The organism is Pseudomonas sp. IT-P12, assembly GCF_949767465.1.
Classification (GTDB): domain Bacteria; phylum Pseudomonadota; class Gammaproteobacteria; order Pseudomonadales; family Pseudomonadaceae; genus Aquipseudomonas.
In genome coordinates this window covers 37,084-55,130 of sequence record NZ_CATKPY010000022.1, presented here as the reverse complement: position 1 = coordinate 55,130, position 18,047 = coordinate 37,084, and the positions used below count along the sequence as shown (strand labels likewise).

Sequence of the window (18,047 nt, the reverse complement as noted above, 5' to 3'; positions counted from 1 at the left end):
GGAGGGTGGCCTTGTGTAAGGTCGCCCTTTTGGATTCCCTTGCGAGGCTCGCGATGGACCTGTTCCAGACCATGCGTTTTTTCGTTGCCGTCGCGCAAAGCGGCAGCTTCACGGCGGCGGCCCACACCCTCGACACCACCACGACCAACGTGTCCAAGGCAATCACCGGCCTGGAAGCCAGGTTGCAGACGCGCCTGATCAACCGCACCACCCGACGCCAGGCGTTGACCGAAGCCGGGGTGCGTTACCTGCAACGCTGCGAGAGCATTCTTGACCAGGTGCGGGAGGCCGATGAGGAAGCGGGCACCGCTCTCACCACGCCGGTGGGCCGGCTGAAGATTCATGCCATGTCGGCCATCGGCAATCATTACGTGATCGACGCCATTGCCAGATACCGTGAGATGCACCCGTCGGTGATGTTTGACCTGGCCCTGACCAACCGGTTGCCCGATTTGCTGGAGGAGGGCTACGACATGTCGATCGTGCTGGCGCGGGACCTGCCCGATTCGGGGTTCGTGGCGCAACGGCTGGGCATCACCTACAGCATTCTCTGCGCATCACCCCACTACCTGCACAAGCGCGGCTACCCCGACTCGCCGCAAGCGCTGGCCGAACATGACTGCCTGCGGATCGTGAACACGGTCATGCCGGTGGAAAGTTGGGTCTTCGAGGGGCCTGACGGTATGGAAACGGTGGACCTTCCGCTGTCGCCATTTCACGTCAATACCGCCGACGCGATGACGGTCGCCATCAACAAGGGGATGGGGATCGGGATTCAGCCGATTGCTTCGGCGGTTGCGGGTTTGAAGGCGGGCACCCTGGTGCGAGTGTTGCCGGACTACCACTTCGAGGAGTTCAACTTGTATGCGATCTACCCGTCACGAAAGTTCGTCGACGCGAAGACAAGAACCTGGGTGGAGTTTCTGAAGGATTACATGCCGGTGTTGCTGGCCGCCGATGAGCAGGTTGCCGGTTCCGCCGGAAAACCCTGAAGCGTGAGCGGCAGGCATGGAGTGTCGACCCTCCAGCGTCCGCACGGTGATTAACCGGCTGAACAGCCTGTGCCCATGACCTGGTACTGCAGGATGTGGCGCTTGCCCTGCGAGTCTTCATAGGTCATTTGTGCCGGTACGGGCGCGCACTCGTTGGCGATCTCCGACACGGTGATGACCTTCTGGATATCGAGCTGCATGCCGTACTGGTAGCGCTCGACCGGAATCTGGCTGGCTGCTGCTGCGGGGGCCGGCGTGTCGTCGGAGAACGCCTGGGCGGCGACGCCGGTCAGGGCAACCAACAGCGCGATTTTCAATGCTTTCATGGGATTCACCTCATCTTGATTGGGGTTGTCGCCCGGCGTTGGGTTGACTGCCGGGTTGAGGTGAATGCTAGGGATTTGTGGCGGGCTCAAATAGCAGGCGCAAAGACAAACACTGTTGCCGAATTGCGCAAGAATCCGTGGTGGTCGTGGCCGGCGGTTATTTTCTTTGCTTTCTGCAGGGCTTCGCAGCGGACGAAATCGATCTAAAAACAGCCGTCCGAGTCGCCGGCAGCGGGCTATTCTTGTACAGGTAGGTGAAGACGCAGACTGATGCGCAAGCGGATGGCAAGGACACGTGGGGCGCGTCCCGAAGGGTACACGGTTAGAAAGATCTCCGCGCTGAGATCCAGCCCTTATGCCGTGTGAAGCACAAGAGCACAAAACTCTTGTGTGAGAGGCCTGATAAACCTTGTAAGCCGGAGACCAGCACCGGCCACCTACTCAACCACCAAAGCCCGCCTTGTGCGGGCTTTGACGTTTTTGCAGCCGCTCCTGTCCCCTGTGGGGGCGAGCCTGCTCGCGTTGGACTCATGGACGCCGCTGGGTATCAGGCATTCAACGTTATCGTTCACGACCATCGCGAGCAGGCTCGCTCCCACAGAGGTTCTCCGATGATCCGGATCGTCTCGGACATTCATAATGGCCATTTCGATCCCCTTTTGGCCGACCTCGCACTGTGAACTGTTGATCCCGTCGGCAAGAATCGAGGCCAGACAGCGATCGCAGCACGTTCGCCAAACCACAACTAGAATCCTGTTTTCCTTGCCTCAGGCAATTTCAAGGCCTGCCGTGTACAGAACATAAAAACCACGCGACACACTTGGGGAATTCTTCATGGTCATGATGAAACGCATACTGGGCGCCACCGTTTGTGGGCTGACGCTGCTGGCCAGCGCCGTGCACGCCAAAGATCAGGAACTGCGGGTGTACAACTGGGCGGATTACATCCTGCCGTCCGTGCCCAAGGATTTCGCCCAGAAAACCGGGATCAAAGTGACCTGGGACACCTTCGACACCAACGAGGCGCTGGAAGCCAAACTGTTGACCGGTAACTCGGGCTACGACCTGGTGGTGCCGTCCAACCAGTTCATTGAAACCCAGATCAAGGCCGGCGTGTTCCAGAAACTGGACAAGTCCAAGCTGCCCAACTGGTCGCACCAGGACCCGGCGCTGCTCAAGCTGCTGGACAAGAACGACCCCGGCAACCAGTACGGCGTGCCCTACATGTACGGCACGGTGCTGATCGGCTTCAACCCGGCCAAGGTCAAGGCGGCGCTGGGCGACAATGCGCCGGTGGACAGCTGGGACCTGGTGTTCAAGCCCGAATACATGGAAAAGCTGAAATCCTGCGGCGTGGCCATGCTTGATTCACCGTCGGAAATCCTCCCGATCGCCTTGCATTATCTCGGCCTGGACCCTAACAGCCAGAACCCGGACGACTACGAGAAAGCCAAGGCGCTGATGATGAAGGTGCGTCCGTACGTGACCTATTTCAACTCCGCCAAGTACATGACCGACATCGCCAACGGTGACATCTGCGTCGCCATCGGTTATTCCGGCAGCTTCTACCAGTTTGGCAACCGCGCGAAAGAAGCGGGCAATGGCGTGGTGGTCGACTGGCGCTTGCCGAAGCAGGGCGCACCGATCTGGTTCGACACCTTCGCCATCCCGAAAAGCGCGAAGAACGTCGAAGAGGCCCACGCGTTTCTCAACACCTTGCTGGACCCGAAAGTCATCGCCCCGATCAGTGATTTCCTCGGCTACCCCAACGCCAACAAGGACTCGCTGCCGCTGATCAACAAGGAAATCACCGGCAACCCGAACCTGACCCCGACCAGCGAAGCGCTGAAAACCCTGTATGTGGTGCAACCGCTGCCGCAGAAAATGGAGCGGGTGCGCACGCGGGTGTGGACCAGCATCAAGTCCGATAAGTAATGCCTGATCAGCCCCTCTAACTGTGGGAGCGAGCCTGCTCGCGATGGCGGTGTATCAGACGGTAAAGATGCCGGCTGACAGTCCGCCATCGCGAGCAGGCTCGCTCCCACAGGGGATTGCAGGCGACCTTAGATTTGCGCCAACGCCTGCGCCAGATCGGCGCGCAGGTCCTCGACATCCTCGACCCCCACCGACAAACGCACCAACCCGTCTCCAATGCCCAGCTGCGCACGGGTGGCGGCGGGGATGGTGGCGTGGGTCATGATCGCCGGGTGCTCGATCAGGCTCTCCACGCCGCCCAGGCTTTCGGCCAGGGCGAAGATCTGCACGTTCTCGAGGAAGCGCCGGGCGCCCGCCAGGTCGGTGTTCAGGTCGATGGAAATCATCCCGCCGAAACCGCGCATTTGCCGCTTGGCCAGCTCATGCTGAGGGTGTGAAGGCAGGCCCGGATAATAGACGCGAGCCACCTGCGGCTGACGTTCCAGCCACTGCGCCAGTTCCAGGGCGTTGCTGCAATGACGTTCCATGCGCAGCGCCAGGGTCTTCACCCCGCGCAGGGTCAGGAACGCGTCGAAAGGCCCGGAGATCGCGCCAATCGAGTTCTGCAGGAAGCCCAGGCGTTCGGCCAGTTCCGGGTTTTGCCCGACCACCGCAATGCCGCCGATCACGTCGGAGTGGCCATTGAGGTATTTGGTGGTGGAGTGCAGCACGACGTCGAAACCCAGTTCCAGCGGACGCTGGATCCACGGGCTGGCAAAGGTGTTGTCGGCGACGCAGATAATACCGCGGGCACGGCAGATACGCGCAACGGCCGCGAGGTCGGTCAGGCTCAGCAAGGGGTTGCTCGGCGTCTCGACCCACACCATCCGGGTGTCGTCTTCCAGCGCCGCTTCGAAGGCCGACAGGTCGGTCAGGTCGACGAAGCTGAAACGGTGCCCGGCGCTGCGTTTGCGCACCTTGTCGAACAGCCGGAAGGTGCCGCCGTACAGGTCGTTGCCGGAGACAATGTGCGAGCCGGCATCGAGCAGCTCAAGCACCGTGGATATCGCCGCCAGCCCGGAGGCGAAGGCAAAGGCCTGGGTGCCGCCCTCGAGGTCGGCGACGCAGCGCTCCAGGGCAAAGCGCGTCGGGTTGTGCGAGCGCCCGTAGTCGAAGCCCTTGTGCACGCCGGGGCTTTGTTGCAGGTAGGTGGAGTTGGCATAAATCGGTGGCATCAACGCCCCGGTGGTGGGGTCCGGCGCTTGCCCGGCGTGGATCACCCGAGTGGCGAAGGCACGTGGTGCGGCGTTTTCATCGTGTTGACTCATGCAAGGGATCTCCGTAGATGATTGAGCAGGTCGACGCGGGTAATCAGCCCGTGAAAGCCCGAGGCGTCGGCAATGATTGCCACCAGGCCGCGATCGAGTTCCACCTGCAACTCGGCGAGGCTGGCGCTGGCAGGCAGGGTTTCCACTTTGTCGGTCATTGCGCTGGCCACGGTCAAGCGAAAGTGCGAAGGATCTGCCTGCATGCCCAGCAGGATGTCGGATTCGTCGATCACGCCGACCAGTTGCCGGCCATTGCTCAACACCGGCAATTGCGACACATCCGCCAGGCGCATGCGCTGGAAGGCGGTGAGCAGGGTATCGTCGGGGCTGACGCTGATCACCCGGCCGTCCTCGAAACGCCGGGCAATCACGTCGCGCAGGTCGCCATAGGGTTTGCGCGCCAGCAGGCCCTGATCGTTCATCCATTGGTCGTTGTAGACCTTCGACAGGTAACGGGTGCCGGTGTCGCAGACGAAGCTGACCACGCGCTTGGGCTCGGTCTGTTCGCGGCAATAACGCAACGCGGCGGCCAGCAGGGTGCCGGTGGAGGAGCCGCCGAGAATGCCTTCGGCGCGCAGCAACTGGCGGGCGTGATCGAAACTTTCCTCGTCGCTGATCGAGTAGGCGTGGCGCACGCTGGACAGGTCGGCAATCGACGGAATGAAATCTTCGCCGATGCCTTCCACCGCCCAGGAACCGGGGGTGGTCATGGTGCCGCTGCGGCTGTATTCGGCCATCACCGAACCGACCGGATCGGCCAGCACCATGGCCAGGTCGGGCTGGACCCTCTTGAAGAAACGGGTCAGCCCCGTCAGCGTGCCGGCCGAGCCGACGCCGACGACAATGGCGTCCACGTCATGCTGGGTCTGCGCCCAGATCTCGGGCGCGGTGCTGCACTCGTGGGCCAGCGGGTTGGCGGGGTTGTTGAACTGGTCGGCGAAGAATGCTTCGGGTATTTCCAGCGCCAGGCGTGCGGCGACGTCCTGGTAATAATCGGGGTGGCCCTTGCCGACGTCGGATCGGGTGATGTGCACCTCGGCGCCCATGGCCTTCAGGTGCAGGACTTTCTCGGTCGACATCTTGTCCGGCACCACCAGCACCACCCGATAGCCCTTGGCCCGACCGACCAGGGCCAGGCCCAGTCCGGTGTTGCCGGCGGTGGCTTCGACGATGGTGCCGCCGGGTTTCAGCGAACCGTCGCGCTCGGCGGCGTCGATCATCGCCAGGCCGATCCGGTCCTTGATCGAGCCACCGGGGTTTTGCGATTCAAGCTTGAGAAACAGCGTGCAGGGGCCGGTGTCGAAACGGCTGACGCGCACCAACGGCGTGTTGCCGATCAGTTCGAGTACGGCAGGGCGGGAGTCATTCGGCATGGGGTCACCTCTTGTGAGCAAGCGGGGGCCACCGGCAGTGCGTCATTGCGTGCCAGTCGCCTGCAATGCATTGCTTGGACCATAGGCCGCGATGGCGTCCCTCGCAACCCGGCGCGGCCAACGGTCGCTGGCGGATGCCTTTATCCGTGGCCCCTCCCACAGAGGGACAGCGTCACTGCCCCGCTGATCAGCGCGAGCGCCACTGCAAAGGTCACCCGCATCCCGTGGCCAATCGCCTGCGGATCGACCGACTGCGAGGCGAAGGCGAACACTGCGCCCATCACGGAGGCGCCGGTGATCAGCCCGAGGTTGCGCGACAGGTTGAGCATGCCCGAGACGACGCCGCGCTGATCGGGCGCGACATCGCTCATGACCGTGGTGTTGTTGGCGGTCTGGAACACGCCATAGCCCAGTGTCAGCACCACCACCGAGGCGACGTAGCCGGCGACGCCGACGGTCTGCGGCAACAGCGACAGGGCCAGGCAACCGAGCGCCATGGCGAGCAACCCGACGACAGTCACCCGTTGCGCGCCAAAACGGTCGGCGATGCGTCCGGCGGGCACACCGGTGAGCGCCGCGACGCCGGGGCCGACCGCCAGCACCAACCCGGCCGACATCGGGTTCAACCCGAGCCCGTGGGTCAGGTAGAACGGCCCGACCGCCAGCATGGTCATGATCACCGTCGCCACCAGCGTGCTCATGGCCAGGCTGCTGCTCAGCACCCGGTTACGGAACAGCGACAGGCGAATCAGCGGCGAAGCGACGCGCGTCTCGGTGAACACGAACAACCCCAGGCCGGCCCCGGCCGCCAACAGCAAGCCCAGGTTGAGCGCAGTGAACTGCCCGCGCCCGAGGGTCATTGCCAGCGCGTACGCCGCCAGCGTCAGCGCCAGCAGCAGGGTGCCCATGGCGTCAAAACCGCTGCGGCCGCTCGCCGGCTGCTGACGATCAGCCGGCAGGTAGCGATACGCCAGATACCACGCCAGCAGGCCCACTGGCACGCTGGCCAGGAACAGCGCCTGCCAACCGAACCCGGTGATCAGCAGGCCGCCCAGCGAAGGTCCCATCGCGGTGCCGATCGCCGACATCGTGCCCAGCAAGCCCATGGCGCTGCCGGTCTTTTCCTTGGGCACCGTGGCCCCGACGAAGGCCATGGTCAGCGCCATCATGGCCGCTGCTCCCAGGCCTTGCAGCGCCCGGGCAGCAATCAACCCACCCAGGGTCGGCGCCAGGCTGCACAGAAACGAAGCGAGGGTAAACACCCCGATGCCGGCCAGCAGCAGGCGTCGCCGGCCGATCAGGTCACCGAGCCGGCCCGCGCTGACGATCAGCGTGGTGATGGCCAGCAGGTAGGCCAGCACCACCCATTGCACCTGCTGAAAGCTTGCGTCGAATGCCTGTGCCAGCGTCGGCAGGCCGACGTTGGCGATGCTGGTGCCGAGGGAGGAGAGCAATATCGACAGCGAAAGGCTGACCAGCGCCCAGCGCACCGTCGGTGCGGCTGACGCGTTGTCCACGGTGGCAATCGTCGGCTTCATGGGGGACTCCTGAGCGGGCAGTGTGTGGCTATCGGAAATCTACGCCGACGCCTAACATGGCGGAAGACGCACTGGTTGCACTTTACTCGTGCGTATAACGCCATCTCACTGTCATGGGGCGAACCATGTCCACTCCCGATTTCAATCTGTTGATGACCCTGGACGTGCTGCTCACCGAGGGCAGCGTGGCGCGAGCGGCCAAGCGCTTGCGCCTGAGCCCGTCGGCGATGAGCCGGGCGCTGGCCCGGTTGCGTGAAACCACTGGCGATCCACTGCTGGTACGTGCCGGCCGGGGCCTGGTGGCGACCCCACGGGCGCTGGAGCTGCGTGAGCGGATCGGCCCGCTGGTACAGGAGGCCACAGCGATGCTGCGCCCGGCGCAACAGCCGGACCTGAGCCAATTGGTCCGCACGTTCACGCTGCGCACTCGCGAAGGGTTCGTCGACAGTTTCGGCGCGGCGCTGATTGCCCGGGTGGCCGTGCAGGCCCCGGGTGTGCGCCTGCGCTTCATCGGCAAGCCGGACAAGGACAGCACCGCGTTGCGCGAGGGCAGCGTCGATCTGGAAACCGGGGTGGTGGGGGATTCGGCCAGCCCTGAGCTACGCACCCAGGGCCTGTTTCGAGACCGCTTCATCGGCGTGGTGCGCGCCGGTCATCCACTGAGTCAGGGCCACATCAGCGCCGGGCGTTTTGCCGCCTGTGGCCATGTCGCCGTTTCTCGGCGTGGGCTGGACAAAGGCCCCGTGGACGAGGCGTTGGCGCAATTGGATCTGCAACGGCACATCGTGACTTCGGTCGCCGGCTTCTCCACCGCCCTGGCACTCGCCCGCGCCACCGACCTGGTCGCGACCATCCCCGCGCATTACACCGAGAGCCTGCGCACGGGGATGCACAGCTTCGACCTGCCATTTGTCTTGCCGGCGTTCACGGTCGCGATGCTCTGGCACCCGCGCATGGACGCGGACCCGGTGCATCGCTGGTTGCGCGGGTGTGTGCGGGAAGTCTGCGGGCAATAACGAGCGATGCCCGGAACATCAGAACGCGAACGAGCGCGACCCCTGGCGGGCCAGCTCGACATCCAGCAAGTGCTCGGCCAGCACGTCGTTGAGGAAGCGGAACTGATCGTTGAGGCCGACCACTTCATTGCTGAAGTGATGGGCGGCGGCGGGCATCAGCAAGTCTTCGAACTGCTTGTTGAACACCAACGCACGGCTTTTGCGCGAGACCACCTGTTGCGCGTAGTAGTTCTTGCCGAACACCGGGAAACTCACGCAAAGGGTAATGACAGGCATCATGAAGAGCACTCCTCGGTCAGGACGTACCACGCAAAGACACTGAGCGTGAAGGCGGTCAGGGCCAGACAGGTCATTAGATGAATCAACATGGTTGCGCCCCTCCGGCGTGGAATTTTGTGGTGGATTGAAGGTGATCCTACGCTGACGGTTTTTGAGCGGAAGGCATTCGTGGCGATGGTGGATATCGATGCAGATGATGGTTTGGGTGTCGTGTCGTTAATACGGCCTTCATCGCGAGCAGGCCCTCGAGCCCCTGTGGGAATCCCCGGGGCTATACTTCAACCCAGGAATGCCTCTGACCCCTGAAATCTTCGTTCAGGGGAAGCCTGTAGGACGCTGCGGCCTTGAACCTGCGTTCGCTGATTGTCGCCGTGCTGATACTGTTGGCGGGATGCGCCACGACTTCGCGCGCGCCGGCGCCAGCGCCGCCGGTGATCATCGCCCAGAGCACCTGGCAGCAGGTTGACCGTGACATCGTGGCGGCGTCGCGGTCCGCCACCGAGCAAGCGAAAATCTATTCCCGTGGCGCCATGGACTACTGGCGGACCCGGGTCTATCAACTCACCGAGGAAAACTTCATTCCCTGGTTCAGCAGCTACTGGACCCAGGAATGGCTGTCGATGAAAGTCAGCTGGTACACCATCAGCGCCAAGGGCGAGCAGGATGCTTCGGCCAAGCGCCTGGCGGCCTACCTGCTGGAGGAATATCAGGAACGTGTGCTGAACCCGGTCGCGGTGGAAATCGATCCCGACCAGATCCTCGGCCTCGCCACCGCGTTTTACGTGGACATCCTCCAGGAAGAACTGCAGAAAATCTCGCAGCGTTACGGCGTGCCCATGGCCCAGCTCAACGGTCGCTTGCAGAAAATCCCGGCCATCGCCCTGGGCCCACCGGCGGTCCGCGACGCTTCGCTGTACCAGGTCGTGCACACCCAGCCGCTGAACACCTTGCCGGCGTACGCGGCGCTGATCGACAAGATCCACAAGGCCGGCGGCGACAAGGGTGTCGATTCGACCGACACCGCCATGGCGCCGGTGGCCAAGCGCGCCAGCCAGCGTATGGAAGCGGAAATGGCCCCGCGCGGTGCCGCCAGTGCGGTGGCCGCCGCTGCCGGCAAACTCGCCGGCGGCCTGATTACCGTGGGCGTGGCAGGCATTCGTGCGCTGATCCAGGCCAGCGACCGCCCGGACAGCGAAGCGCTGATCCGCAGCAGTCTGGGCAACACCTTCGACAAGGCCTGGATAAAACTGGTGCAGAACCCGACCACCGGAGTGATGGCGGGGACGCTGTACCTGGCAGGACAGATCGAGGGCAACCTGGCAGGGAGCGCAGACGTACCGCCGGTCAGTTCGGGCAATCCCACCGTGGACTGGAGCCCGCCCGAATCGTCCTTCGAGCCTCAACCCTGATCACGCACCCGATTACTCCGCCGTCGGAGTGATCCTGCAACTCTTGCGATGACGGATCTCGCTGTCCGTGGGGCGTTCCCTGACGAATTCGAAACGCGGTTCACCTTCGCTATAGTGAACCAGCCAGCCCCATTCCAGCTCGGACTCGTTTTGACCCGGCTGCGGTGGCCTGGCCCACCATGGCTCTTTGCTGATGATTTCTCGCATGGCCCTGTCCCGTTCATTCTGTGTTTTCAACTATAACGTGCATGTCAGGAGGTGCCAGGCGTGAGCGACGAAACCCGCGAGCCGGTCAAACGGTTGTTCTTCGCATTGGGCTGTGCGCCCGAGCAACGCAAGGCCATCGCCCGCTGGCGCGGTGAACTGCGGTTGCGCAGTGGGCGGCCGGTGCCGGCGGAAAACTTCCACCTGACCCTGTTGTTCCTGGGGGCGGTGGACGTGGCGCAGATCGCCCAGATCTGTCGCGCGGCGGCGCAGGTTCGCACGCCAGGCGTGGCATTGAGTGTGGCGCTGGATCGGCTGGAGGTCTGGCGTCGCGCCGGGGCGCTGGTGCTGGCCTCTGAACAGCCGCCGCCGGCGTTGTTGCGGCTGGTGTATGCGCTGGAGCAGGCGATGTTGCCGTTCGGACTGGAAGAGGCGCCGAAAGAGTTTCGGCCGCACCTGACCCTGATGCGCGACTTTCGCGAACCGGTGCCCGAGTCGGCGACGCCACCGGAGTGTGTGCTGCGGGCTGATCGATTTACCCTGTTTGAATCCCACAAGGGCCGCTATCGGGCGCTGGCGGAATGGCCGCTGGTCCCCGCCTGAGAAAAAAAGGCGCCCGGGGAGGGCGCCCAATCTCACCCTGACCGAGGAAGCCGGGTGAGGCCGTTCTGCTCAAGAGGATGCAGCGGTGGTAAGGCGCTGCGTGAACGGAAAACGGTGATTGATGTTGGATTTCAGGGCCTCCAGGGCGATTTCAGCATCGACGATTACTTCCCAAGCTTGACCCGCGTCCACCCCCGGGTCATCACCCGCTGGACGGCGATGGGCATGTCCGGAATCGCATACAAGGTCGCCAGCACCGCCTGCGGCGGGTACGAGCCCGGATCATCGCGATCGCCTCGTCCACCAGGGGCGTGGCGGCTGCGTTGGCGTTGCTGTAGCCGATGTTGTTGGTGATCTCGGCAATGATGTCCGGGCGCATCAGGAAGTTCATGAACAGGTGGGCGTTTTCCACGTTCGCTGCATCCCGGGGGATCGCGACCATGTCGTAGAAACTGCCGGCCCCTTCCTTCGGAATGCTGTAATCGACCTGCACCTCGTTGCCCGCTTCCTGCGCGCGGGCCTTGGCCTGCAGCACGTCACCGGAGTAACCGACTGCGACGCAGATGTTGCCGTTGGCCAGGTCGGAGATGTATTTCGAAGAGTGGAAATACGCCACCGACGGCCGGATTTTCATGAACAGGTCTTGCGCCTCGGCAATTTGCGCCTTGTCCCTGGAGTTCACCGGGTAGCCCAGGTAGTGCAGGGCGGCGGGCAGCATCTCGGTGGGTGAATCGAGGAAGCTGATGCCGCAGGCTTTGAGCTTCTCGGCGTTCTGCGGCTTGAACAGCAAATCCCAGGAGTTGGTCGGCGCATTGGCGCCCAGCACTTGCCTGACCTTGGCCGGGTTGAAGCCGATGCCAATCGAGCCCCACATGTAGGGGAACGCATGGGCGTTGTCCGGGTCGCTGGCCGAGGCGTTCTTGAGCAGCACCGGGTTGAGGTTCTTCCAATTGGGCAGTTTCGACTTGTCCAGTGCCTGATAAACGCCGGCCTTGATCTGCTTGGCCAGGAAACTGTTGGACGGCACGACGATGTCATAGCCGGATTTACCCGCGAGCAGGCGTGCCTCAAGGGTTTCGTTGCTGTCGAACACGTCATAGGTCACGTGGATGCCGGTCTCGTCTTCGAACTTCTTGACGGTGTCCGGGGCGATGTAGTCTGACCAGTTGTAGACGCGCAGCTCCTTGCCGGCAGCCTGTGCGGTGGTGGCGATCGCGCCCAATAAGGACAGGGTCAGCAGAGTCCTGCCAAGCATTTTCATCGGTACAACTTCCTTCTTTTATTCATGGCACCACGTGGTGAAACGCGACGGCACTAGGCCGTCGCTTCTGTCATGGTTTTTCTGGCGGGTTGCCAGGCTTCGTTGGCGGTCTGGTCCATGGCTTCCTGGATCGCCCGTTTACGGGTGGCTTCGGCGCGACGGCTGAAGTACCAGACGAGGAAGGTCACCAGCGAAACGGCGAGCAGAATCAGGCTGGCCACGGCATTGATTTCAGGCTTCACCCCCAGGCGCACCGCCGAGAACACCTCCATCGGCAAGGTCGTCGAACCCGGGCCGGAGACGAAACTCGCCAGCACCAGGTCGTCCAGCGACAGGGCAAACGACATCATGCCCCCGGCCGCCAGGGACGGCGCGATCATCGGGATGGTGATCAGGAAAAACACCTTGAACGGCTTGGCCCCCAGGTCCATGGCAGCTTCTTCGATGGACAGGTCCAGCTCGCGCAGGCGCGCCGACACCACCACCGCCACATAGGCTGCACAAAACGTGGTGTGGGCGATCCAGATGGTGACGATGCCGCGTTCCATCGGCCAGCCGATCAACTGCGCCATGGCCACGAACAGCAGCAACAGCGACAGGCCAGTGATCACTTCCGGCATCACCAACGGCGCGGTGACCAGGCCACCGAACAGCGTGCGGCCTTTGAAACGCGTGACGCGAGTCAGCACGAATGCCGCCAGGGTGCCCAGCGCGACTGCGGCAATCGCCGTGTAGCAGGCGATCTCCAGCGAGCGCACCACCGAGCCCATCAGTTGCGTATTGTCGAGCAGGCCGACGTACCACTTCACCGACCAGCCGCCCCACACCGTCACCAGTTTCGAGGCGTTGAACGAATAGATCACCAGGATCAGCATCGGCAGGTAGATGAATGACAGGCCGAACACCAGCATGAACGTTGAAAATCCGAAGCGTTTCATCCCCGACCCTCCATCTCTTTGGCCTGGCTACGGTTGAACAGCAGAATCGGCACGATCAGGATCAACAGCATCACCACCGCCAGGGCAGACGCCACCGGCCAGTCGCGGTTGTTGAAGAATTCCTGCCACAGCACACGGCCGATCATCAGGGTTTCCGGGCCGCCCAGCAGTTCCGGAATCACGAACTCGCCGACCACGGGGATGAACACCAGCATGCAGCCGGCAATGATGCCGTTGCGGGCCAGCGGCACGGTGATTTTCCAGAAGTTGTTGAAGTTGCTCGAGCCCAGGTCCGATGCCGCCTCCAGCAGGCTCTGATCGTGCTTGACGAGGTTGGCGTACAGCGGCAGCACCATGAACGGCAGGTAGGCGTAGACGACCCCGATATAGACGGCCGTATTGGTGTTGAGGATCTCGATCGGGTGATTCGTCAGCCCGCTCCACATCAGGAACGCGTTCAGCAAACCGTTGTTGCTGAGGATGCCCATCCAGGCGTAGACGCGGATCAGGATCGCCGTCCAGGTCGGCATCATGATCAACAGCAGCAGCACGTTCTGCGTTTCCTTGCGGGTGCGGGTGATCGCGTAGGCCATCGGAAAACCGATCAGCAGGCACATCAGCGTGCTGAAGAACGCGACCTTCAACGAACCGAAGTAAGCCGAAATGTACAGCTCGTCTTCGGTCAGCAACAGGTAGTTGCCGACGTTCATGAACAGCTGGAATTTCTGCTCGGCGTAGGTGTAGATCTCCGAGTAGGGCGGGATGGCCAGCGCCGCTTCCGAAAAGCTGATCTTCATCACCAGGAAGAACGGCAACAGGAAAAACAGGCACAGCCACAGGAACGGGATGCCGATGACGAGCTTGCGGCCACTGGGGATCAGGCGCATGAACTGTTGATTGAGAGTGCTCATGAGCGCAGTACCACGCCGCTGTCGTCTTCCCACCACACATAGACCTGGTCGTCCCAGGTCGGGCGTGCGCCACGGCGTTCGGCGTTGGCCATGAACGACTGGACGATCTTGCCGCCCGGCAGCTCGACGTAGAACACCGAATGTCCGCCCAGGTAAGCGATGTCATGCACCTTGCCCTGGGACCAGTTGTAGCGGAACTCGGGTTGGGTGGTGCTGACCAGCAGTTTTTCCGGACGGATCGCGTAGGTGATCGACTTGTCCTGCACCGAGGTACTGACGCCGTGTCCGACGTAGATCTTCTGTTCCAGGTCCGGGCTGTGAATGATCGCGTGACCTTCGAGGTCTTCCACCACGGTGCCGTCGAAGGCGTTCACGTTGCCGATGAATTCGCAGACCATGCGGCTGACCGGTGCTTCGTAGATGTCGACCGGGCTGCCGATCTGGGCGATCCAGCCCAGGTGCATGATCGCGATGCGCTGGGCCATGGTCATGGCTTCTTCCTGGTCATGGGTCACCATCACGCAGGTCACGCCCACGCGTTCGATGATCTCCACCAGTTCCAGTTGCATCTGTGAGCGCAGCTTTTTATCCAGCGCACCCATCGGTTCGTCGAGCAACAGCAGCTTCGGCCGCTTGGCCAGGGAGCGGGCCAGGGCCACGCGCTGACGCTGGCCGCCGGACAACTGATGGGGTTTGCGCTTGGCGTACTGGGTCATGTGCACCAGGCGCAGCATCTCCTGCACACGGGCGTCGATTTCGGCGGCGGGCAAACGGTCCTGCTTGAGGCCGAAGGCGATGTTCTGCGCCACGGTCATGTGCGGGAACAGCGCGTAGGACTGGAACATCATGTTGATCGGCCGCTCGTAGGGCGGCATGTCGGTGATGTCCACGCCATCGAGCAGAATCCGCCCTTCGGTCGGGCGCTCGAAGCCGGCCAGCATGCGCAGCAGGGTCGATTTGCCGGAGCCGGAGCCACCCAGCAGGGCGAAGATTTCCCCTTGATGGATCTCAAGCGAGACATCGTCCACGGCCGTGGTTTCGTCGAATTTCTTGGTGACGCGGTCGACTTTCACCAACACCTTTTTCGGTGATTGATGACCTTCAAGAGCCTTCCTGTAAGTGCTGGAGGCGTTTGCCATGTGAAACTCCCAACAGGTTTCGTTCGCTCGGTCAACGTGGCCGGGCTTAAGTGGATTGCAAGCCTGTACGGGATGCCTGTCTGCTATGGCGCATTTCCTCTGTGGGAGCGAGCCTGCTCGCGAATACGGAGTGTCAGTCGACATCATTGTTTGCTGATACACCGCTTTCGCGAGCAGGCTCGCTCCCACAGGAGAAATGCGTTTACCTGACTGGCATTACCCGTACCGATCCGGCTTGTTCGGCGCCGCCGTCCTGGCTGCCTGGGTCGTACTTGTTGTTATTACGGGTGTTGTTTTTCACGGATGACGGATGTGCGCAGGCACACCCGACCTCCGAGGGGGCAGTCAATCGTTACGTATTCTTGGGTTGGGTCAGCGCTGGTTGCGCCGCGCCGCCCGTTGCTGGCAGGCCTCGCCGAACGCCTGGAAAATCCGCAGGTAGTTCGGGTTGTCCAGCACCTGCCATTCCGGGTGCCATTGCACGCCGACGGCGAAAGTCGGGCTGTGGTCCACGGAAATCGCCTCGATCAAACCGTCCGGCGCAATCGCTTCGGTCCGCAGGCCTGGCGCGAGCCTGTCGATGCCCTGGCTGTGAATCGAATTGACCCTGAACTCGGCCGGCAATTGCAGCGCTTCGAACACGCCGCCCGGTTGCACCCTGACTGCATGGGCCGGTGCGTATTGCACCGCCAGCTCGGGGCTGTCCGCTTCGCGGTGGTCGAGCATGCCCGGCAGCTCGTGGACCTTCTGGTGCAGGCTGCCACCGAAAGCCACGTTCATTTCCTGGAAGCCGCGGCAGATGCCCAGCACCGGAACACCGGCAGCGATGGCTGCGCGCAACAGGGGGAGGGTGGTGGCGTCCCGCGCTGGATCGTGATCGGTGCCGGGCGCGCTGGCCGGGCCTTGATAGTGGAAGGGTTCCACGTTCGACGGCGAGCCGGTCAGCAGCAGGCCGTCGAGATGGGCGAGCAGCTCAGGGATTTCAGTCAGTTCGCCCAGGGAAGGAATGACCACGGGCAGCCCTTGCGCAGCCACGCTGACCGCACGCAGGTACTTGTCGCCGCTGATGTGGTAGGGGTGCAGGCCAATCTGTTTGACGCACGCAGTAACGCCGATCAATGGCTTGAATGCCATTTTTATCACCTCGAAGTTTGACACTTGAACGAGCTTTTCCGGAGCTTAGCGTTGTTGATTTTAATTGACAACTGTCATGTAAAAAATTCTAAACGCCGCACGTCCGATCCTCAGGATTTACGCGGCTCGTTCCCCTGGTTTGGCACTTTCGTCCGCCAGAAAGCCTTGAAAATAAAGGATGAAAGGCCAGGTGTTCGCTATTGACTTCACTTTGCCGTTCGGGTTGACTGGCTCGGCGAAAGTGCAGTGAACATAATAATTAACAGCTAATAGGTGCATCATGTCGGTCCCTCTGCGTACCGTTCAACTCAACGAAGCCAACGCATTCCTTAAGAAATATCCTGAGGTTTTGTACGTCGACCTTCTGATTGCGGATATGAACGGTGTGGTGCGCGGCAAGCGCATCGAACGCACCAGTCTTCATAAGGTGTACGAAAAAGGCATCAACCTGCCGGCGTCGCTGTTTGCCCTGGATATCAACGGCTCCACGGTGGAAAGCACCGGTCTGGGCCTGGACATCGGCGACTCCGACCGGATCTGTTTCCCCATTCCCGGCACCCTCAGCATCGAACCCTGGCAGAAGCGCCCGACCGCGCAACTGCTGATGACCATGCACGAGCTCGAAGGTGAACCTTTCTTCGCCGACCCGCGAGAAGTGTTGCGCCAGATCGTGAGCAAGTTCGACGACCTGGGCCTGACCATCTGCGCCGCGTTCGAGCTGGAGTTCTACCTGATCGACCAGGACAACGTGAACGGTCGTCCGCAATCGCCACGCTCGCCAGTCTCCGGCAAGCGCCCGATGTCGACCCAGGTGTACCTGATCGACGACCTCGACGAATACGTCGATTGCTTGCAGGACATCCTCGAAGGCGCGAAAGAGCAGGGCATTCCTGCCGACGCCATCGTCAAGGAAAGCGCCCCGGCGCAATTCGAAGTGAACCTGCACCACGTCAATGACCCGATCAAGGCCTGCGACTACGCGGTGTTGCTCAAGCGTCTGGTGAAGAACATCGCCTACGACCACGAGATGGACACCACCTTCATGGCCAAGCCGTATCCGGGCCAGGCGGGCAACGGCTTGCACGTGCACATTTCGATTCTCGACAAGGCCGGCAACAACATCTTTGCCAGCGAGGATCCCGAGCAGAACACCGCGCTGCGCCACGCCATCGGTGGCGTGCTGGAAACCCTGCCGGCGCAGATGGCGTTCCTCTGCCCGAACGTCAACTCGTACCGCCGTTTCGGCGCCCAGTTCTACGTGCCGAACTCGCCGAGCTGGGGCATCGACAACCGCACCGTTGCGGTCCGCGTGCCCACCGGTTCGCCGGATGCCGTGCGCATCGAGCACCGTGTCGCCGGTGCCGACGCCAACCCGTACCTGCTGATGGCTTCGGTCCTGGCCGGCATTCACCACGGCCTGACCCACAAGGTCGAGCCGGGCGCGCCCGTGGAAGGCAACTCCTACGAGCAGAACGAGCAGAGCCTGCCCAACAACCTGCGCGATGCATTGCGCGTGCTGGACGACAGCGAAATCATGGCCCGGTACATCGATCCGCTGTACATCGACGTGTTCGTGGCGTGCAAGGAAAGTGAGTTGGCCGAGTTCGAAAATTCCATCTCCGACCTTGAGTACAACTGGTATTTGCACACGGTCTGACGACCCTGCCAAAACCCGACCCCTG

General features: G+C 62.4%; 16 protein-coding genes and 1 pseudogene. 6 read left to right on the top strand and 11 right to left on the bottom strand.

Annotation, left to right across the window (positions count from 1 at the left end; genetic code table 11):
• The first annotated feature begins 53 nt into the window (after nt 1-53).
• Nucleotides 54-992: a LysR family transcriptional regulator gene (locus tag ACM6IM_RS14885; protein WP_192303674.1), complete on the top strand. Its 939-nt coding sequence runs from the start codon at nt 54-56 to the stop codon at nt 990-992.
• 50 nt (nt 993-1,042) lie between these two features.
• Here the strand turns inward: ACM6IM_RS14885 and ACM6IM_RS14880 are convergent, their stop codons facing one another.
• Nucleotides 1,043-1,318, bottom strand: coding sequence for a DUF2790 domain-containing protein (locus ACM6IM_RS14880; RefSeq protein ID WP_414865534.1), 276 nt, complete (start codon nt 1,316-1,318; stop codon nt 1,043-1,045).
• A gap of 834 nt (nt 1,319-2,152) precedes the next feature.
• Here ACM6IM_RS14880 and ACM6IM_RS14875 point away from each other — a divergent pair.
• Nucleotides 2,153-3,253, top strand: coding sequence for a polyamine ABC transporter substrate-binding protein (locus ACM6IM_RS14875; RefSeq protein ID WP_201190351.1), 1,101 nt, complete (start codon nt 2,153-2,155; stop codon nt 3,251-3,253).
• A gap of 128 nt (nt 3,254-3,381) precedes the next feature.
• Here the strand turns inward: ACM6IM_RS14875 and ACM6IM_RS14870 are convergent, their stop codons facing one another.
• The 3 genes from ACM6IM_RS14870 to ACM6IM_RS14860 all read right to left on the bottom strand — a co-directional run bounded on the left by ACM6IM_RS14870 (nt 3,382) and on the right by ACM6IM_RS14860 (nt 7,471).
• Nucleotides 3,382-4,560 (bottom strand): cystathionine gamma-synthase, encoded by a 1,179-nt coding sequence (locus tag ACM6IM_RS14870; RefSeq protein WP_192303667.1) that lies wholly within the window; start codon nt 4,558-4,560, stop codon nt 3,382-3,384.
• Nucleotides 4,557-5,933, bottom strand: coding sequence for a pyridoxal-phosphate dependent enzyme (locus ACM6IM_RS14865; protein ID WP_414865533.1), 1,377 nt, complete (start codon nt 5,931-5,933; stop codon nt 4,557-4,559). Before ACM6IM_RS14865 ends, ACM6IM_RS14870 begins: the two co-directional genes overlap by 4 nt.
• Nucleotides 5,934-6,073: 140 nt before the next feature.
• Entirely contained in the window at nt 6,074-7,471 is a 1,398-nt protein-coding gene (locus ACM6IM_RS14860; RefSeq protein ID WP_414865532.1) for an MFS transporter, read from the bottom strand.
• Between the two features lie 125 nt (nt 7,472-7,596).
• Here ACM6IM_RS14860 and ACM6IM_RS14855 point away from each other — a divergent pair, with 125 nt between their 5' ends.
• Nucleotides 7,597-8,487, top strand: coding sequence for a LysR family transcriptional regulator (locus ACM6IM_RS14855; protein ID WP_414865531.1), 891 nt, complete (start codon nt 7,597-7,599; stop codon nt 8,485-8,487).
• A gap of 18 nt (nt 8,488-8,505) precedes the next feature.
• Here ACM6IM_RS14855 and ACM6IM_RS14850 read toward each other — a convergent pair whose 3' ends face one another.
• Nucleotides 8,506-8,766, bottom strand: a complete 261-nt coding sequence (locus ACM6IM_RS14850; protein ID WP_414865530.1) for a hypothetical protein — start codon at nt 8,764-8,766, stop codon at nt 8,506-8,508.
• 344 nt (nt 8,767-9,110) lie between these two features.
• On the opposite strand from ACM6IM_RS14850, the gene ACM6IM_RS14845 reads away from it, so the two are divergent.
• Complete coding sequence (locus ACM6IM_RS14845; RefSeq protein ID WP_414865529.1) at nt 9,111-10,175, top strand: hypothetical protein; 1,065 nt, start codon at nt 9,111-9,113, stop codon at nt 10,173-10,175.
• 12 nt (nt 10,176-10,187) lie between these two features.
• On the opposite strand, the gene ACM6IM_RS14840 is transcribed toward ACM6IM_RS14845, so the two are convergent.
• Nucleotides 10,188-10,382 (bottom strand): hypothetical protein, encoded by a 195-nt coding sequence (locus ACM6IM_RS14840; protein ID WP_192303655.1) that lies wholly within the window; start codon nt 10,380-10,382, stop codon nt 10,188-10,190.
• Between the two features lie 60 nt (nt 10,383-10,442).
• On the opposite strand from ACM6IM_RS14840, the gene thpR reads away from it, so the two are divergent.
• Nucleotides 10,443-10,982, top strand: coding sequence for an RNA 2',3'-cyclic phosphodiesterase (gene thpR / locus ACM6IM_RS14835; protein WP_414865528.1), 540 nt, complete (start codon nt 10,443-10,445; stop codon nt 10,980-10,982).
• 164 nt (nt 10,983-11,146) lie between these two features.
• On the opposite strand, the pseudogene ACM6IM_RS14830 reads toward thpR, so the two are convergent.
• From ACM6IM_RS14830 to ACM6IM_RS14810, 5 genes and pseudogenes are all read right to left on the bottom strand, one after another.
• Nucleotides 11,147-12,243, bottom strand: a pseudogene (locus ACM6IM_RS14830) (polyamine ABC transporter substrate-binding protein).
• A 53-nt stretch (nt 12,244-12,296) separates the two neighbouring features.
• Nucleotides 12,297-13,181: an ABC transporter permease subunit gene (locus ACM6IM_RS14825; RefSeq protein WP_192303649.1), complete on the bottom strand. Its 885-nt coding sequence runs from the start codon at nt 13,179-13,181 to the stop codon at nt 12,297-12,299.
• A complete protein-coding gene (locus ACM6IM_RS14820) occupies nt 13,178-14,059 on the bottom strand; it encodes an ABC transporter permease subunit (RefSeq protein WP_201191098.1) in 882 nt (293 codons plus the stop codon). Before ACM6IM_RS14820 ends, ACM6IM_RS14825 begins: the two co-directional genes overlap by 4 nt.
• Before the next feature lie 29 nt (nt 14,060-14,088).
• Nucleotides 14,089-15,231 carry a polyamine ABC transporter ATP-binding protein gene (gene potA, locus ACM6IM_RS14815; protein WP_192303647.1) on the bottom strand — a complete coding sequence of 381 codons (1,143 nt, stop codon included), beginning with the start codon at nt 15,229-15,231 and terminating at the stop codon, nt 14,089-14,091.
• A gap of 372 nt (nt 15,232-15,603) precedes the next feature.
• Entirely contained in the window at nt 15,604-16,365 is a 762-nt protein-coding gene (locus tag ACM6IM_RS14810) for a gamma-glutamyl-gamma-aminobutyrate hydrolase family protein (RefSeq protein WP_414865527.1), read from the bottom strand.
• 280 nt (nt 16,366-16,645) lie between these two features.
• Here ACM6IM_RS14810 and ACM6IM_RS14805 point away from each other — a divergent pair, with 280 nt between their 5' ends.
• Nucleotides 16,646-18,022, top strand: a complete 1,377-nt coding sequence (locus ACM6IM_RS14805) for a glutamine synthetase family protein (protein WP_201190337.1) — start codon at nt 16,646-16,648, stop codon at nt 18,020-18,022.
• Nucleotides 18,023-18,047 lie beyond the last annotated feature (25 nt).

What these genes read in the sequence shown, in the direction of transcription:
- ACM6IM_RS14870 (WP_192303667.1), bottom strand. Translation starts at nt 4,560, where the DNA reads ATGAGTCAACACGATGAAAACGCCGCACCACGTGCCTTCGCCACTCGG.
- ACM6IM_RS14840 (WP_192303655.1), bottom strand. Translation starts at nt 10,382, where the DNA reads ATGCGAGAAATCATCAGCAAAGAGCCATGGTGGGCCAGGCCACCGCAG.
- ACM6IM_RS14885 (WP_192303674.1), top strand. Translation starts at nt 54, where the DNA reads ATGGACCTGTTCCAGACCATGCGTTTTTTCGTTGCCGTCGCGCAAAGC.
- ACM6IM_RS14865 (WP_414865533.1), bottom strand. Translation starts at nt 5,933, where the DNA reads ATGCCGAATGACTCCCGCCCTGCCGTACTCGAACTGATCGGCAACACG.
- ACM6IM_RS14860 (WP_414865532.1), bottom strand. Translation starts at nt 7,471, where the DNA reads ATGAAGCCGACGATTGCCACCGTGGACAACGCGTCAGCCGCACCGACG.
- ACM6IM_RS14850 (WP_414865530.1), bottom strand. Translation starts at nt 8,766, where the DNA reads ATGATGCCTGTCATTACCCTTTGCGTGAGTTTCCCGGTGTTCGGCAAG.
- ACM6IM_RS14825 (WP_192303649.1), bottom strand. Translation starts at nt 13,181, where the DNA reads ATGAAACGCTTCGGATTTTCAACGTTCATGCTGGTGTTCGGCCTGTCA.
- ACM6IM_RS14880 (WP_414865534.1), bottom strand. Translation starts at nt 1,318, where the DNA reads ATGAAAGCATTGAAAATCGCGCTGTTGGTTGCCCTGACCGGCGTCGCC.
- potA (WP_192303647.1), bottom strand. Translation starts at nt 15,231, where the DNA reads ATGGCAAACGCCTCCAGCACTTACAGGAAGGCTCTTGAAGGTCATCAA.
- ACM6IM_RS14805 (WP_201190337.1), top strand. Translation starts at nt 16,646, where the DNA reads ATGTCGGTCCCTCTGCGTACCGTTCAACTCAACGAAGCCAACGCATTC.
- ACM6IM_RS14875 (WP_201190351.1), top strand. Translation starts at nt 2,153, where the DNA reads ATGGTCATGATGAAACGCATACTGGGCGCCACCGTTTGTGGGCTGACG.
- ACM6IM_RS14855 (WP_414865531.1), top strand. Translation starts at nt 7,597, where the DNA reads ATGTCCACTCCCGATTTCAATCTGTTGATGACCCTGGACGTGCTGCTC.
- ACM6IM_RS14810 (WP_414865527.1), bottom strand. Translation starts at nt 16,365, where the DNA reads ATGGCATTCAAGCCATTGATCGGCGTTACTGCGTGCGTCAAACAGATT.